The 17,535-nt window shown below is 73.8% G+C and carries 6 protein-coding genes; 2 read left to right on the top strand and 4 right to left on the bottom strand.

Annotated elements, in window-relative coordinates:
• The 4 genes from ABT324_RS25490 to ABT324_RS25475 all read right to left on the bottom strand — a co-directional run bounded on the left by ABT324_RS25490 (nucleotide 1) and on the right by ABT324_RS25475 (nucleotide 15,276).
• A complete protein-coding gene (locus tag ABT324_RS25490; RefSeq protein WP_351182591.1) occupies nucleotides 1-11,709 on the bottom strand; it encodes a non-ribosomal peptide synthetase in 11,709 nt (3,902 codons plus the stop codon).
• Between the two features lie 56 nt (nucleotides 11,710-11,765).
• Nucleotides 11,766-12,044, bottom strand: a complete 279-nt coding sequence (locus ABT324_RS25485) for an acyl carrier protein (RefSeq protein ID WP_150068742.1) — start codon at nucleotides 12,042-12,044, stop codon at nucleotides 11,766-11,768.
• Nucleotides 12,041-13,792 carry a fatty acyl-AMP ligase gene (locus ABT324_RS25480; protein WP_351182589.1) on the bottom strand — a complete coding sequence of 584 codons (1,752 nt, stop codon included), beginning with the start codon at nucleotides 13,790-13,792 and terminating at the stop codon, nucleotides 12,041-12,043. Before ABT324_RS25480 ends, ABT324_RS25485 begins: the two co-directional genes overlap by 4 nt.
• 293 nt (nucleotides 13,793-14,085) lie before the next feature.
• Nucleotides 14,086-15,276 carry a sensor histidine kinase gene (locus ABT324_RS25475; RefSeq protein ID WP_351182587.1) on the bottom strand — a complete coding sequence of 397 codons (1,191 nt, stop codon included), beginning with the start codon at nucleotides 15,274-15,276 and terminating at the stop codon, nucleotides 14,086-14,088.
• A gap of 133 nt (nucleotides 15,277-15,409) precedes the next feature.
• On the opposite strand from ABT324_RS25475, the gene ABT324_RS25470 reads away from it, so the two are divergent.
• Together ABT324_RS25470 and ABT324_RS25465 are read left to right on the top strand one after the other, a co-directional pair.
• Nucleotides 15,410-16,153 carry an ABC transporter ATP-binding protein gene (locus ABT324_RS25470; protein WP_150068745.1) on the top strand — a complete coding sequence of 248 codons (744 nt, stop codon included), beginning with the start codon at nucleotides 15,410-15,412 and terminating at the stop codon, nucleotides 16,151-16,153.
• Nucleotides 16,153-17,535: FtsX-like permease family protein (locus ABT324_RS25465; RefSeq protein ID WP_351182585.1), on the top strand; the 1,383-nt coding region annotated here is incomplete at its 3' end. The genes ABT324_RS25470 and ABT324_RS25465, both read left to right, overlap by 1 nt.

Genomic DNA, 17,535 nt, shown 5'->3' with positions numbered 1-17,535 from the left:
TCAGCTCCCCCACTCGGCACGCAGTTCGTCTTCGAGGTCTTCGATGTCGGCTTGCCCGATGTCGGCCAGCGCCACGTCCGACGGGGTCAGCCCGCCGGCGTCCGGCCGCGCGGCGTGCGCCGCGAGCGCTTCCAGGGCGGCGAACCACAGCTCGGCCAGCTCGGTCACCTCGGCCCCGGTCAGCACCCCGGTCGGCCAGGTCCAGCCGGTCACCAGCCGCGGCCCGCCGTCGCCGTCCGCGGTGGCGGCGTTGATCTCCAGCAGGTGCGCCAGCGCCCGGTCCGGGTGCTGGTCCGGGCCGGTGTCGAGGCCGATCTCCAGGTCCCAGTCCGCAGTCGCCCCGACCGGGAACCGGCCCAGGTAGTTGAACGCGATCTGCGGTGACGCCGGACGGCGGAGGGCTTCGCGGGTGTCCGGGTTGAGGTAGCGCAGCATCCCGAACCCCACGCCGTGGTCCGGGAAGGCGCGCAGCTGCTCCTTGGTGTGCCGCACGAGGTCACCGGCCGCGGGACCACCGGCGAGCACCTCGTCGGCGTCGAACCGGCCGGGGTCCAGGCGCACCGGGTGCAGGCTGGTGAACCACCCGACGGTCCGGGACAGGTCCGCGCCGAGCAGGTCCTCCTCCCGGCCGTGGCCCTCCAGGTCCAGCAGCAGCTCGGTGTGCTCGGTGCCGGTGCGCCGTCGGCGCCACCGCGCGACCGCGAGGGAGAACCCGGCCAGCAGCACCTCGTCCACCCCGGCACGCAGTGTCGCCGGGACCGCGGTCAGCACGGCCTCGGTCACCTCCGGCCCGAGGTCCAGGGTCAGCCGCTCCGCGCTGCCGCTGGTGTCCTGCGCCGGATCCAGCGCGCGGGCGCCGAGCAGCGGGTCCGGGGTGTCCAGGGTGCGAGACCAGAACTCGGACTCGGCCGCGCGCGCCGGGGTGCTGGCCTGCTCGACCAACCCCTGCGCCCAGGTCCGCAGCGAGGTGCCCACCGCGGGCAGTTCCGGCTGCTCACCGGCCGCAGCCCGCCGGTAGGCGTCCTGCAGGTCGGAGCGCAGGATGCGCCACGACACGGCGTCGATCACCAGGTGGTGCGCCACCACCAGCAGCAGGCCCGGTTCGTCGGGGCCGCGGTCGAACAGGACCGCCTGGAGCATCGCCCCGCGGGCCGGGTCGATCCGCTCCCGAGCGGCGGTGCCCTCCGCCAGCAGCGCCTCGCGGCGAGCGGTCTCGTCGGCCTCGGCCAGCTCGATCCGCCGCACGCAGCTCGCGGCCGGGACCGAGCCCGGTTCCGGGATCTGCGGCTCCCACCGCTCGACCCGCAGGTCCACCACCATCCGCAGCGCATCGTGCCGGTCCAAGACCGCCTGCCACGCCGCGACGAGCGCGTCCAGGTCGAGACCGGCGGGCACCCGCAACACCTGGGACTGGGTGAAGTGCTCCGCCGGTCCGCGCTGCTCGGCGAGCCAGTGCCCGATCGGGGTCAGCGGCACCGGACCGGTCCCGACGTCGGCCGGGGCCGCGGCCCGGGATTCGGAGACGACCCGGGCGAGGGCTTCGGCGGTCTGCTTCTCGAAGACCTCGCGCAACGGCAGCACCAGGCCGATCTGGCGGGCGCGGCCGACCAGCTCGATGGACAGGATGCTGTCCCCGCCCAGGGCAAAGAACTCGGCGTCGGCAGCCACTTCCGGCAGCCCGAGCACTTCGGCGAACAACCGGCACAGCTGCTCCTCTACCGGTCCGCTCGGCGCGCGGCCGGTGCCGCCCTCCGGTGCGGTCGGCGCGACGGGATCCGCGACGAGGTCGAGCACGCCGCCCCGGGTCCAGCGCGCACGGCGACCGGTGCGGTGCATGCGGGCGTCCGGTCCGCCGAACGGATCGGGTTCGCCGTCCGCGCCGCCGGTCACCCACAGCTCGCCCACCACACCTCGGGGCACGAGGTTCCGGGCGCTGTCCAGGACGTAGCAGCCGCGCACCTCGGTGCCCTCCTCGGACAGCTCGGCGACCACGGCAGGGGCCCTGCCCCAGTCCAGGATCTCGGTCGTCTCCTCCGGGGAGAGCAGCTGGACGGAGCCGACCGGCTGGTGCGGATCCGCGCAGACCTGCTCCAGGACGCGGCGGAAGCGGCGGGCCAGGGCCACTGCGGTGTCGTGGTCGAACAGGTCCGCGCTGTACTGCAGAACGCCTTCCACGCCCGCCGGGGTGCCATCCGGGTTCCGCTGCTCGCGCAGTTCCACGGCCAGGTCGAACTTCGCCGACCCGGTGTCGGTGGGCAGACCGGTGACCGAGAGCCCGGGCATGCCGTCCACCGCCCGCAGCGCCGAATGCCGACCGCTGCTGTCGAAGGTGAGCATCACCTGGAACAACGGATGCCGGGACAACGACCGCTGCGGGTTCAACACCTCCACCAACCGCTCGAACGGCACATCCTGATGCCCAAAAGCACCCAGATCCACCTCACGAACCCGCCCCACCAACTCCACGAAGGACGGATCACCCGACACATCCCCCCGCAACACCACCGTATTCACGAAGAACCCGACCAAACCCTCCAACACCTCATCCGACCGACCCGCCACCGGCGACCCGACCGGAACATCCACACCCCCACCCAACCGCGACAACAACACCACCAACGCCGCCTGCACCACCATGAACAAGCTCGCGTCGTTGGCGCGGGCGAGCTCCACCAGGCGGGCGTGCACGTCGGCGGGCACCTCGAAGTCCAGGCGCCGCCCGGTGTAGGAGGCCTCAGCGGGCCGCTGCCGGTCGACCGGCAGCGGCAGCTCCTCGGGCAACCCGGCCAACGCGGTGCGCCAGTACTCCAGCTGACCCGCCACCACACTCCCCGGATCCTCCTCCGAACCCAGGAAGTCCCGCTGCCACAACGCGTAGTCGGAGTACTGGACAGCGAGTTCCGGCCAGGCGGGCGAACGTCCCGACAGCCGCGCCTCGTACGCCGCGGCCAGGTCGCGTGCGATGATCGGCAGCGACCAGCCGTCCACCGCGATGTGGTGCATCAGCAGCAACAGCACGTGCTCGTCCGGTGCCAGCTCGTACAGCCGGACCCGCAGCGGTGGCTCGGCGGCCAGGTCGAACTGGTGCCGGACCTCCTGCTGCAGCACGGCGTCCAGCTCCTCGCGCCGCAGCTGCACCACCGGCAGGTCCAGCTCCAGCGCGCCGGGTGCCAGCACGACCTGGTACGGGCCGCGGGCGTCCTCGGTGAACACCGTCCGCAGCGACTCGTGCCTGCCGACCACATCGGACAGCGCCGCCCGCAGCGCCGCGATGTCCAGCCCGCCCCGCAACCGCAGCGCGGCGGGCACGTTGTAGGCCGCGCCCGGCTGGACCTGGTGCAGCAGCCACAACCGCCGCTGGCCGAACGACAGCGGAACCCGCGCCGGTCGCGGCCGCACCGCGGTCACCGGGGTGGCGGGCGCGCCGGTGTCCCCGAGGGCGGCGAGCGCTGCGGCCAGCCCCGCCGCGGTCGGGGTCTCGAAGATCTGCTTGATCGGCGGGTGCACGCCGAGCACCGACCTGATCCGACCGGCCAGGATCGTCGCGGACAACGAGTGCCCGCCGAGGGCGAAGAAGTCGTCGTGGATGCCGACTCGGTCGGCGCCGAGGACGTCGGCGATCAGACCGCACAGGATCTCCTCCTGCGGGGTCCGCGGCAGCTGGTCGACGGGGGCGAACTGCGCCGCGGCGGGCTCGGCGGTGTCCTCGTCGAGCAGCTCCACCTCGCCGCGCCGGGTCCAGCGCGCCGGGCGGCCGGTGCGCAGCAGCACGCTGCCGGGAGTCCCGTGCGGGTCGGGGACGAACTCGGCGGCGCCCGACCTCACCTGGTCCGGCTCGACACCGATGTGCAGCGTGCCGGCAACCCCGACCGGTTGCGGTCGCAGCTGGTCGTCGAGCACCAGCAGGCGCGTGCCGCGCGCGGGCCGGATCGCGCCGGACCGGGTGCGGAAGTAGGCCCGCGGCGCCGCTTCGGGCCCGTCGAGCGACTCGGCGGGGGGCTGCTCACCGGAGGTGTCGTTGAACTCCTCCAGCACCCGCCGACGCTCGCCGGGCAGGAGGACGTCGACCTCGGAGACCGCGCGCTCGGGTTCGGCGGTCACCGCGGCCAGCACCGCCAGCATCCGCGCGACCAGCCCGTCGGCGGTCTCGTCGTCGAACAGGTCGGCGCTGAACTGGAGCATGCCCCGCAACCCGGCCGGTGCGCCGTCGGGGGCCCGCTGCTCGCCGAACCCGAACATCAAGTCGAACTTGGCCACGCCGGTGTCGACCACCACCGGGTCCACGGTCAGGCCCCGCAGCTGCTCGACGGCCCCCAGGGCGCCTTCCCGGGCGGTGTTGTCGAAGGTGAGCATCACCTGGAACAACGGATGCCGGGACAACGACCGCTGCGGGTTCAACACCTCCACCAACCGCTCGAACGGCACATCCTGATGCCCAAAAGCACCCAGATCCACCTCACGAACCCGCCCCACCAACTCCACGAAGGACGGATCACCCGACACATCCCCCCGCAACACCACCGTATTCACGAAGAACCCGACCAAACCCTCCAACACCTCATCCGACCGACCCGCCACCGGCGACCCGACCGGAACATCCACACCCCCACCCAACCGCGACAACAACACCACCAACGCCGCCTGCACCACCATGAACAAGCTCGCGTCGTTGGCGCGGGCGAGCTCCACCAGGCGGGCGTGCACGTCGGCGGGCACCTCGAAGTCCAGGCGCCGCCCGGTGTAGGAGGCCTCAGCGGGCCGCTGCCGGTCGACCGGCAGCGGCAGCTCCTCGGGCAACCCGGCCAACGCGGTGCGCCAGTACTCCAGCTGACCCGCCACCACACTCCCCGGATCCTCCTCCGAACCCAGGAAGTCCCGCTGCCACAACGCGAAATCCGCGTACTGCACGGCGATCTCCGACCACCCCGGGGCACCGCCCGACAACCGCGCCTCGTAGGCCACGGCCAGATCGCGGGTGAGCACGGGCAGCGACCAGCCGTCGGCAGCGATGTGGTGCAGCACGATCAGCAGCACGTGCTCGTCCGACTCCCCGGCAGCACCACCGACGGCGAAGAGCGCGGCGCGCAACGGCGGATCGGTGGCCAGGTCGAACCCGCGCCGCGCGGCCTCGACGACGCTGGCCCGCACCCGGTCCGCCGACACCGCCACGACCTCCAGGTCCACCTCGGCGGGCGGGCGCACGACCTGGTACGGCCCTGCTTCGTCCTCCAAGTACGCGGTGCGCAGCGTTTCGTGCCTGCCGACCACATCGGACAGCGCCGCCCGCAGCGCCGCGACGTCCAGCCCGCCCCGCAACCGCAGCGCCAGCGGCACGTTGTAGCTGGCGCTCGGGCCCTCCAGCTTGTTCAGGAACCACATCCGCTGCTGGGCGAACGACAGCGGCAGCCGCTCGGGGCGCTCCGCCGCCCGGACGGGGGTGCGGTCCCGGCCGCTGAACTCGTCCAGGACCGCCGACAACCCGGCCACGGTCGGCGTGGTGAACAGCTGCCGGATGGTGATCTCGGCGCCGAACACCGAGCGGATCCGGGAGGCCAGCAGCGTGCCGAGCAGCGAGTGCCCGCCCAGGTGGAAGAAGTTGTCGTCGATGCTGACCACCGTCGTGCCCAGCACGTCGGCGAACAGCTCGCACAGGATCTCCTCCTGGGGACCGCGCGGTGCCCGCCCGGTCCCGGCCCGCGCCCCGTCGGGCTCGGGCAGCGCCTGCCGGTCCACCTTGCCGTTGAAGTTCACCGGCAGTTCGTCCAGCTGCACGAACGCCGTCGGCACCAGGTGCTCCGGCAGCCGCGCCGCGAGGTGCGCGCGCATCGTCTCCGCCGAGATCGCGCCGGTGGTGACCACGTAGGCGACCAACCGCCGGTCGCCGGGCCGGTCCTCGCGGACCACGACCGCGCACTGCTGGACCTCCGGGTGCTCGGACAGCGCGAACTCGATCTCCCCCGGCTCCACCCGGAAGCCGCGGATCTTGACCTGGTCGTCCGCGCGACCGGCGAACTCCAGCTCGCCGCGCCGGTTCCAGCGCACCAGGTCGCCGGTCCGGTACATGCGCTCGCCGTCACCGCTGAACGGGTTCGCGACGAACCGCTGCGCGGTGAGGTCCGGGCGCCCGAGGTAGCCGCGGGCCACTCCGCTCCCGGCCACGTGCAGCTCGCCGAGCACCCCGGCCGGGACCGGGCGCAGCAGCTCGTCCAGCACGTAGACCCGCGTGTTCACCGATGGCGTGCCGATCGGCACCGCGGCACCGATCCCGCTGCGGTGCGCCCAGCTGGTCGCGTCCACAGTGGTCTCGGTGGGGCCGTAGGCGTTGAACAGGGTGCACCGCTCGCCCCACTGCTCGACCAGGTCCGCGGGCGCCGCGTCACCGGCCACCACCACGGTCAGCCCCTCGGGCGACCGGGTGGGCGGGAGCACCGCGAGCGCGGCCGGTGGCAGCGTGATGTGGGTGATGCGGCGGTTCAGCAACGTCCGCGCCAGCGGTTCACCGGGCTCGCGCTCGTCGGCGTCGGGCAGCACCAGGCAGCCGCCCGCGAGCAGCGCCATGCAGATCTCCGAGATGGAGGCGTCGAAGCTGGGCGAGGCGAACTGCAGCACCCGGCTGTCCGGGCCGACCCCGAACCGCGGGATCTGCGTCGCCGCCAGGTCGCCGATGCCCGCGTGCGGCACGACCACGCCCTTCGGGCGGCCGGTGGAACCCGAGGTGTAGATCACGTACGCCGGGTGCTGGGCCCGCAGCGCCGCAGTGCGCTCGGCATCGGTGATCTCGCTGTCCGGGAACCCGTCCAGGTCGAGCCGGTCCAGTTCCACCGGCACGCCGGTGGGCAGGGCGGTGCCCGAGCTGGCCAGCACCACCGCAGGCCGGGCGTCGGTCAGCAGGTGCTCGACCCGCTCCGCCGGGTAGTCCGGGTCCACCGGGAGGTAGGCGGCTCCGGACTTGAGCACCGCCAGCAGCGACACGATCAGCTCGGGCGAGCGGGGCAGCGCCACCGCGACGATCGACTCCGGCCCTGCGCCTCGGCCGATCAGGTAGCGCGCCAGCCGGTTCGCCCGCGCGTCCAGCTCGGCGTAGCTGAGCACGCGCCCGCCCTGCTCGACGGCTGCTGCTGCGGGAGTGCTGCGCACCTGCCGCGCGAACAGCGCCGGGAGGAGTTCCGCCGCGTCGCGGGAGGTGTCGTTCCAGTCCACCAGCATCCGCTGCCGCTCGGCGGGTTCCAGGACGTCGACGGTGCTGACCGGCCGCCCCGGGTCGGCGACCGCCGACTCCAGCGTCCGCACCAGGCGGGCGGCGATCCGCAGTGCGGTGTCCGGGTCGAACAGGTCGGCGCTGTAGCGGATTCCGCCGGTGAGCCCGGCGGCGTCGCCACTCGCGGTGAGGTTCTCGCCGAGGTCCACGGACAGGTCGAACTCCGCGCCGCCCGCGTCCGCTTCGAGCAGCTCCACCTGCAGCCCCGGCATCTCGTTGATCGCCTCGATGCCGTCCTGCCGGAAGGTGTTCTGCCAGCTCAGCATGACCTGGAACAGCGGGTGCCGGGACAGCGAGCGGTCGGGTTGGAGCTCCTCGACCAACCGCTCGAACGGCACGTCCTGGTGCGCGTAGGCCGCCACGTTGGTGTCCCGCACGCGGGCGAGCAGTTCGACGAAGGTCGGGTCTCCCGCGGTGTCGGTGCGCAGCACGAGCGTGTTGACGAACACCCCGACCAGATCGGCGACCTCGGCCTCCTGGCGGCCCGCCACCGGGATCCCGATCGGCACGTCCGTTCCGGCGCCCATCCGCGTGAGCAGGACCGCCATCGCCGCCTGCACCACCATGAACACGCTGGTCCGGGTGGATCGGGCCAGCTCGCGCAGCTGCTCGTGCAGGGCGGCCGGCACCTCGAACTCCAGGCGCTGGCCGCGGTGCGAGGCGACGGCCGGGCGCGGCCGGTCCGTCGGCAGCGCGAGCTCGTCGGGGATGCCCTCCAGCGCGCTGCGCCAGTACGCCAGGCCGCGGCCCAGCGGGCTGGCCGGATCGGTCTCCGAACCGAGTGCGCTGCGCTGCCACAACGCGTAGTCGGCGTACTGCAGCGGCAGTTCCGGCCAGTCCGGGGCCCGGCCGAAGCACCGGGCCCGGTACGCGGCGGCCACGTCGGCGGCCAGCTGCTGCATCGACCAGCCGTCCCCGGCCACGTGGTGCACCAGCAGCAGGAGGACAGCTTCGTCCGGGGCGTCGTCGACGGTGAACAACCAGGTCCGCAACGGCGGGTCGGTGGCCAGGTCGAACTCGCACCGCGATGCCGCGACCAGCGCGGAGTCCAGCTCCGCGCGCACGGTCCGCACCTGGTCGAGGTCGGGGCGGGCCTGCTCCGGGGAGAGCACGACCTGGTGCAGGCCGATCTCGTCCTCGGCGAACACCGTGCGCAGCGTCTCGTGCCGGCGCACCACGTCGCACAGCGCCCCGCGCAGCGCGTCGCGGTCGAGCTGGCCGCGCAGGCGCAGCGGAACGGCGATGTTGTAGGTGGAGCTCGCGCTGTCGAGCCGGTTGAGGAACCACCAGCGGTGCTGGGCGTGCGAAGCGGGAATCCGCGCAGGCCGGTCTTGCGGGACCAGTGCGGGCGGCGCCGCAGCGGTGTCGGCCGCACCGGCGAGGAACTCCGAGATCCCGGCCACCGTGGGGGTGTCGAACACCTGCCGGACGGACATCTCGACCCCGGTCCGGGACCGGATCTCGGCGGCCACCCGGGTGGCCAGCAGCGAATGCCCGCCCAGCGCGAAGAAGTCGTCGTCGATGCCGACCCGCGGCACGCCGAGCGCCTCGGCGAACAGCGCGCACAGCGCCGCTTCCCGCGGATCGCGCGGCGCGCGGCCACCGACCCGGTAGACAGGTGCCGGGAGCGCCCCGCGGTCCACCTTGCCGTTGCGGGTCAGCGGCAGCGAGTCGAGCACCACCACCGCGGCGGGAACCATGTAGGGGGCGAGCTCGCGCTGCGCGTGCTCGCGCAGCGCGTCCTCGTCGAACGCCTCGTCATCGGTGGCGACGTAGGCCACCAGCCGCCGGTCGCCGGGCTGGTCCTCCCGCACCACCACCGCGGTGTGCGCCACCCCGGGATGCTCGGCCAGCACCGACTCGATCTCGCCGAGCTCGATGCGGTGGCCGCGCACCTTCACCTGCGAGTCGGTGCGCCCGGCGAACTCCAGCTGCCCGTCGGCGTTCCACCGGGCCAGGTCGCCGGTGCGGTACATCCGGGAGCCCGGTTCGCCGAACGGGTCGGCCACGAACCGCTCCGCGGTCAGGTCGGGTCGGCCCAGGTAGCCGCGCGCCAGTCCGGGCCCGGCGATGTGCAGCTCCCCCACCGCGCCCGGCGGCAGCGGCTGGAGCGCCGCGTCCAGCACGTACATCCGGGTGTTGCGGAACGGGCGCCCGATGGGCACCGGGCCGGACGGGGTCGGCTCGCCGGGCTCGAGGCGGAACTCCGCGCAGTTCACCGTCGCCTCGGTCGGCCCGTAGGCGTTGCGCACCGGCACGTCGGGGAACCGGGCCCGCCACTTCTCGAGCATCCCGCCGTAGAGGGCTTCGCCGCCCAGGATCAGGCACCCGCTGGGGGACGCCTCATCCGGCAGCGCCTCCAGCATCTCCAGGTGGCTGGGCGTGGCCTTGACCAGCGTCGAGCGCCCGAAGCGCCGCACCGCCTCCTCGGTCATCCCTCCGATGCGCACCCGACCGCCGCTGACCAGCGGGGTGAACAGCGCGGTGACCGTCAGGTCGAACGACAGCGGTGAGTGCACCAGGGCGGAGCCGGTGGCCGCCGGGTACGCCCGCGCCGCGTGCTCCAGGTAGTCGTCGAGGCTGCGGTGCTCGACGACCACGCCCTTCGGCCGCCCGGTCGACCCTGAGGTGTAGATGACGTACGCCGGGTGCTGCCGGGTCAGGGGCGCCAGGCGGTCGGTGTCGAGCAGGTCGGCGGCGGAGTGCTGCGCCAGCGGTGCGTTGTCGATGGCCACCGCCGCGATCCCGTCCAGCGGCAGCGCACCCAGCAGCTCGCCGGTGCTGATCACCAGGTGCGGCCTGCTGTCGGCGAGCAGGTGGCGGATCCGGTCGGCGGGGTGCTCGGGGTCCACCGGGACGTACCCGGCGCCCGACTTCAGCACCGCGAGCAGGGCGACCACGGCGTCGGCGGACTGCGGGAGCGCCACCGCCACGAGCGTCCCGGGACCGGCACCGCGCTCGACCAGGTGCCGGGCCAGCCGGTTGGCGGTCGCGTTGAGCTCGGCGTAGGACAGCGTTCCGGTCTCGGACTCCACGGCGGTGCGGTCCGGGCTGCGGTGGGCCTGCTCCTCGAAGCGCACCGGCAGCACCGGCTGCGCCGCCGCGCCCGTCTCGTGGCAGTCCTCCAGGATCTCGCGGCGCCGCGCCGGGCCCAGCAGCCCGCACCGGCCGACCGGCGCGTCCCCCGCGTCCAGCAGCCGCCCCAGGAAGTCCAGGAACCGGTCGCGGTGCGCCAGCACCTCGTCGTGGTCGTACAGCGCCGGGTTGGCGACGAAGTCGACCCTGATCCCGCTGGCCCCGTCCGGGGTGCCGTAGACGTGCACCGCGAGGTCGCGCACCCGGCCGGTGGACAGCTGGCGCGCCACCGACGGCCGCTCCCCGAACCGGACCGCCTGGTCGAAGGTGACCAGGTTGAGCACCGGCCCGGCCAGCAGGTCGGCGCCGGAGCGGCCGAGCTCGGCGTGCAGGTCCTCGCCCCGGTAGCGCTGGTGCCGGACCGCGCTGATCAGTTCCCGCCCGGCCCGCTCGGCCAGGTCGGGCAGCCCCCGCCACGGCCGGACGGGCATCCGCAGGGGCAGCTCGTTGGTCATCATGGCCGGGGTGGCCAGCGCGGTGGCCGTGGTGCGCCCGGCCATCGGGATGCCGAGCACCAGGTCGTCGACCGAGGCGATCCGGTGCAGGTAGGTGGCCAGCGCCGCGGTGAACACCGACGGCCAGCGCGTGCGGGCGGAGCGGGTCAGCGCCAGCAACGAGTCGACGTGCTGCTCCGGGAGCCACTCGGTGCTGAGCAGCTCGGCGGGCTGCGCCTGCGCGGAGCTTCCGGCCAGCAGCAGCGGGCCCGGTGCGTCGGCGAACCGGTCGAGCCAGTACCGGCGGTCGCGCTCGTGCGCCGCCGAACCGCTGTAGGCGGCGTCCTCGGCGAGCAGGTCGGGCAGCGAGCCGAACGGCGACGGGCCGGGATCACCGCCAGCCACCAGGGCGCGGTAGATCTCCGCGACGCGGCGGGTGTGCAGGGCTTGCCCCCACCCGTCCAGGACGATGTGGTGGTAGCGGAAGTAGAACAGGTGCCGCGCCGGTGCCAGCCGCAGCAGGGCGTGGCCGAACAGCCGACCGCCCAGCAGATCCGCCGGGGCGGCCAGGTCGGCGCGCATCCAGCGCTGCGCCGCGGCCTCCGGGTCGGGTTCGGCGTCGAGCTCGACCAGCGGAAGCGGCGCGTCCACCTCGTCGTGCAGCAGCTGCCGCGGGCCGCCGGGTCCGTCCACGAAGGACACCCGCAGGGCTTGGGTCTCCGCCACCGCGCGCCGCACCGCCCGCGCCAGCAGCGCCGCGTCCAGCGCGCCGTCGATCTCGAAGCAGACACCGCAGTGGTAGAGCGGGCTGCCGGGTTGCAGCTCCTGCGCGACCCACACCCCCCGCTGGGCGGCCGACAGGGCGAACTCGACTCCGGACATCGTCAACCTGCGCTCCCTTGCCCCATTCCCGCTCGGACGACCGATCCGGCGCCCGTTCACCGATCCGGTGTGCTCGCTCCGCGGCCCAGGAACTCCGCCAGCGCCGCGACCGTGGGGTGCTCCCACACCAGGTCCGCGCCGAACTCCTGCTGGCTGCGCTGCTCGATGTCGGCGACCAGGGCCACCGCGCGCACCGAGTCCAGCCCGTAGTCGGCCAGCAGCACGTCCGGCTCGATGCGGGCGGCGTCCACCTCCAGGTGCCGGGCCAGGCGTTCGGTCAACCAGGTGCGCCACTCCGCCACCGGCACGCCGGTCGGACAGTCGTTCGCGGTCATCGCGACATCCCCTCCTGCTCGACGGCCGCCACCGGCACCCGCCGGTCGACGTCGGCGAACTGCGCGACCAGGTCCCCGGCGAGGAACAGCGACCGCATCTCGGCGCGCTGGACCTTCCCGCTCGTGGTGCGCCGCACCCCGCCGCGCGCCAGCAGCACGATGCCGCCGACGGACACACCGAACTCGTCGGCGACCTCGTGCTTCATCCGCCGCGCCAGGTCCCGCAGCACGTCCTCGGGCAGGTTCGGCCGGACCTCGTGGGTCAGCACCACGGCGTGCTCGCTGCCACCGCCGGTGAGGGGCACGGCGAACGCGGCTCCGACGCTGCCGAGCTCGGGGTGCCGCAGCCGCATCTCCTGCTCCAGGTCCTGCGGGTAGAGGTTGCGGCCGCGGATGATCAGCACCTCGCGCCGGCGGCCGGTGAGGTAGAGCTCGCCGTCGTGGACGGTGCCGAGGTCGCCGGTGCGCAGGAACTCCCCGTCACCGGGCCCGGCGCGGAAGGTGGCCTCCGTCTGGTCCGGCCGCTGCCAGTACCCGCGCGCGACGCTGTTGCCGCGCAACCAGATCTCGCCGATGCGCCCTCCGGGCAGCTCCGCACCCGTGACCGGGTCGGCGATCCGCACCTCGTAGTCGGCCGCCGGGCCGTGCGCGACGAGCCGCCGACCGCCCTCGGTGACGGGCACGAACTCGTGCTGCTCCAATCGGTCCGGGTCGACGCGGACCGCCACCGGCCCGCGGTCGGCCACCCCCGAGACGTACACGGTGGCCTCGGCGAGCCCGTAGCACGGGCTGAACGCTTCGGCCCGGAAGCCGTGCGCCGCGAACCGCTCGGCGAATGCCTCCATCGTGGACACCTGCACCGGCTCGGAACCGTTGACCGCGTAGCGCCAGCGCGACAGGTCCAACCCCGCCAGCTCCTCGTCCACCGCGCGCCGGGTGCACAGCTCGTAGCCGAAGTTCGGGGCCGGGGACCACGCGATGTCGTAGCGGTCGATCATCCACAGCCACTGGTGCGGGCGCTTGATGAACTCGGTGGGGGTCATCAGCGCGCAGCTGCCGCCGAGGAACAGCGCGGGCAGCGTCTGCGCCAACAGCCCCATGTCGTGGAACTGCGGGGCCCAGCCGCCGAAGCGGGTGCCCTCCGCGATGCCGAGACCACCGGCCAGCGCCGCGGCGTTGGCCAGCAGGTTGCCGTGGGTCACCATGACGCCCTTGGGGTCGCCGGTGGAGCCGGAGGTGTACTGCAGCATCGCCAGGTCGTCGCGGCCGATCGCGGGCGCCGACCAGGCGTCGCCGGGCAGGTCGGCACCGTCGGTGGCCAGCACCTCGACCCCGTCGAGGCGCAGTTCGCCGACGAGCTCCTCGACCTCGGCCCCGTGGCCCGGATCGGTGAGGACCGCCGAGATCCCGGCGTCCTCGGCGATGCCGCGCACCCGCCTGCGCTCGTGCCGGAAACGTCCCGGCAACGGCGCGGGCACTGCGACCATCCCGGCGTACAGGCAGCCCAGGAAGCTCGTGGTGAAGTCCACCGGCGGCTGCAGCAGCAGGATCCGCGAACCCGGTCGGCAGCGACCGCTCAGCAGGTCGGCGATCGCGCGGGCCCGCCGGTCCAGCTCGGCGTAGGAAAGCCGCTCGTCCTGCCTGTCCCTGGCGTCGCGGACCCGGATGATCGCGTCCTGCTCCGGTCGCTGCGAAGCCCTGGCCCGGATCAGCTCCACCGCGTGCACGGCCTGCGTCAGGTCCGTCATCGGTGCTCTCGACTCCCTCCCGGAAGAACTCCTCGGCAAGCCGCCTTCGAACCGCGTGCGGCAGGTGGGGGGTGCTCGGGTGCGTCCGGCGGACGTCGAGCGCCCGGCCCACCCGCGGGGAAGTGCGGCCGCGTGACACGGCCTCCTCGTGAGGTCGAAAGCTAGCCAGCGGCCGCGAAGGGGGTCAACCTCCGTAAGCCAGCGCGAAAAAACGCCCGGAACGAACCTCCGGGCGTTTTCAGCGTGGGGTTAAGGCCTCTTCGGACAGCACCGCCGTCCGACCACTGTGGACATCAGCCGGCCGCGTCCAGCGGTATCCGCGCGGACACCGTGAAACCGCCGTCGAAACCGGGCGCTGCGTGGAACCGCCCGCCGAGCAGTTCCACGCGCTCCCGCAAGCCGACCAGGCCGAGGCCGCTTCCCGGGATGGGCGCGGTGCGCTCGCGCGGGGCGGCGTTGTGCACCTCGACCAGCAGCTCCCCGTCGCGGCGCCGGAGCAGGACCTCGGTGCGGGCCGAACCGGCGTGCTTGTGCGCGTTGGTCAGCGCCTCCTGCACGACCCGGTACGCGGTGTGCTGGACCATGACCGGGAGGTCGGACAGCTCCCCCTCGTGCCGGATGCCGATGTCGAGCCCGGCCGAGCGCGACCGCCGCACCATGGCCTGCACCGCCTCCAGGTTGGGCTGGGCCACCGGTTCGGCGGGCGGTTGCGAGGCGCGCAGGACCCCGAGCACCTCGCGGAGCTGGGCCAGCGCCTCCCGGCCGGTGCTGCGGATCAGCGCCGCTTCCCGGACGACTTCGCCGTCCTGGGCGTTGACCTCGATGGCTCCGGCGTGCAGCACCATGAGCGTCACCCGGTGCGCGACCACGTCGTGCATCTCGCGGGCGATGCGGGAGCGCTCCTGCAACCGCGCCTGCTCCTGCTTGGCGGCCTGGGAGAGCTCCAGCTGCTCGGCCCGCTCGCGCAGCCCGCGCACCACCTGGCGTCGGGCGGCGCTCCAGAGGCCGACCATCAGCGGCAGCCCGACGAACAGCGCCGCCGCTCCGAGCGAGCTCTCCAACGACCAGTTGGCCCGGGGAAGGTCGGCGGCGATGGCCACGACCCCGGGCAGCGCGGCGGAGAGCGAGGCCACCACCACGTAGGCCAGCAACCGGCTGGTGCGCTGGAAGACCGCAGCCGCGGTGTAGGACGCGACGCACAGCGCGGGCCAGGCCGACACCGCCAACCAGCTGACCAGCGCGATCGCGAACAGCGGCCAGGTCCGCCGCGGCCGCATCCGCACCGCCAGCGCGGAGGCCACCCCGATCACCGCGCACACTGCGAGCTTCGGCGCGCCCATCGGCTCCCACCCCGGGAACGCGATGGACGGCCCCAGCGGCAGGAAGCTGCCCGCGAACACGGCCAGCTGCAGCGCCACCGGCCGCGCCTCGTGCACCAGCCGCCGCAACCGACCGCCGGCCACGTCCTCCCCGTTGCTCACCACGGGCGAAGAGCCTACCGATCGGGGGCGATCCGGCACCCGGCGCGATCGGCCGGGGGCGGCTGCAACTTTGGTGACACCGATCCGATTCCTTCGGCCGACGTGCGGCCGCGCGCGCGACCGGAAGATCTCCGGTATGACAACCTCCGCCGCTGCGGTCAGCGCCGCTGGCCTGAACAAGGTGTTCGGTTCGGGCGATGCCCGCATCACCGCGCTCGACGACGTCGACGTGAGCTTCGGACGCGAGCAGTTCACCGCCATCATGGGCCCGTCCGGCTCGGGCAAGTCCACCCTCATGCACTGCGTGGCGGGCCTGGACGCGCCGACCTCCGGGCAGGTCTGGATCGGCGACACCGAGCTCACCGGTCTCACCGACGCCCAGCTCACCGAGCTGCGCCGGGACCGCGTCGGATTCGTCTTCCAGGCCTTCAACCTGCTGCCCACCCTCACCGCCCGGGAGAACGTGCTGCTGCCGCTGGACCTGGCCGGCCGCCGCCCCGACCAGCAGCACGTGGACACCATCGTCGACGCGGTCGGGCTGCGCGACCGCCTCGAGCACCGCCCCAGCCAGCTCTCCGGCGGCCAGCAGCAGCGGGTCGCGCTGGCCCGCGCGCTGGTGACCAGCCCGGACGTGGTCTTCGCCGACGAGCCCACCGGCGCGCTGGACTCCAAGTCCTCCGCCGACATTCTGGAGTTCCTGAGGCGCTGCGTGGACGAGCTGGGCCAGACCGTGGTCATGGTGACCCACGAGCCGACCGCCGCCGCCCACGCCGACCGCGTGCTGTTCCTCTCCGACGGCAAGATCGTCGACGAGCTCTACGGCCCGTCCGCCGACGGCGTTCTGGACCGGATGAAGTCGCTGGAGAAGGGGGCCGTCTGATGCTGCGCGCGATGCTGCGCGACCTGTTCGGGCACCGGGCCCGGGTCGCCATGACGCTGGTGGCGATCGCCTCCGGTGTCGCCTTCGTGGTCGCCAGCTGGGTGGTGTCGGACTCGCTGGCCAAGACGCTGTCCAGCGGCGACGCCCGCGGCGACGTCGGGGTGGTGGCGCGCGGCAGCGGCGACGAGCCCGAGTTCACCCCCGCCGACCGGGACCGGCTCGGCGAGCTGCCCGGCGTGGTGTCCTCGACCGCCGTCGTCTCCGGGCGGGCGGGCCTGGTCTCCGCCGACGGCAAGCTGGTCCCGATCGGGCACGACCGCGCCGCGACGAACTGGGACGACACCGGCCGGTTCGTGCTGCGCGAAGGCCGCGCGCCGCAGAACGCCGGGGAGGTCGCCGTGGGCCGGGATCAGCTGCGCACCGCGCAGGTCCAGCTCGGCCAGCAGGCGCGGGTGCTGCTGCCGGACGGCCGCGAGGATCACCCGGTGGTGGTCGGCACCTTCGACTACCGCCCGCTCGGGCAGCGCGAGGAGGGCCCTGCGGAGAACGTCCCGGCGGTCGCCTACGACCAGGCCACCGCGGTCCAGCTGTTCGGCGACCGGTTCACCCGGATCGAGCTCGGCACCGCCCCCGGCACCGATCCGGCGGCCGCCAAGACCGCTGCCGGGCAGCTGCTCGGCGACCGCGCCGAGGTGCTCACCGGCGCCGACGTGGTCGCCGAGTCCCAGCGGGCGGCGAACACCACGGCGCAGAACACGCTGGCCCAGCTGCTGCCGTTCGCCGCGGTCGCGCTGCTGGTGGCCAGCTTCGTCATCGCCAACACCTTCGGTCTGCTGGTCACCCAGCGGACCCGCCAGTTCGCGCTGCTGCGCGCGGTGGGGGCGCACCGCGGCCAGGTCCGCCGCAGCGTGGTCGTGGAGGCCACCGCGCTGGCACTGGCCGGTGGCACGCTCGGCGCGCTGCTGGGCGTCGGGCTCGGGCTGGTCGCCTTCCGCGCGTTGCAGCCCGACGACGCGGTGCAGTACAGCGTGCCGCCGATCGGGATCGTCGCCGGCTACGCGGCGGCGATCGTGGTGACCGTGCTGGCCGCGTCCGGTGCGGCGCGCCGGGCAGCGTCCGTTCCCCCGCTGGCCGCGCTGCGCATGGACGCGGTGCTGCCACCGGCCGCGCTGCGCCGCCGGACGACGGCTGGCCTGGGCTGCCTGTTCATCGGGGCGGGCGCGATCATCGCCACCTCGGACACCGCGCTGAGCACGGCCGAGCGGGTCATCGGCATGGCCGGTGCGGTCCTGTGCGCCCTGGCGGTGATCCTGCTCGCGCCGAAGCTGGCGCTGCTGGTGCTGCGCCCGGTGGCGGCCTGGACCGACCGCCGCGCGAGCCAG

This window comes from Saccharopolyspora sp. NPDC000359 (genome assembly GCF_040300525.1).
In the GTDB taxonomy this organism is placed as follows: Bacteria; Actinomycetota; Actinomycetes; order Mycobacteriales; family Pseudonocardiaceae; genus Saccharopolyspora.
This window is presented reverse-complemented; position numbering and strand designations above follow the sequence as displayed.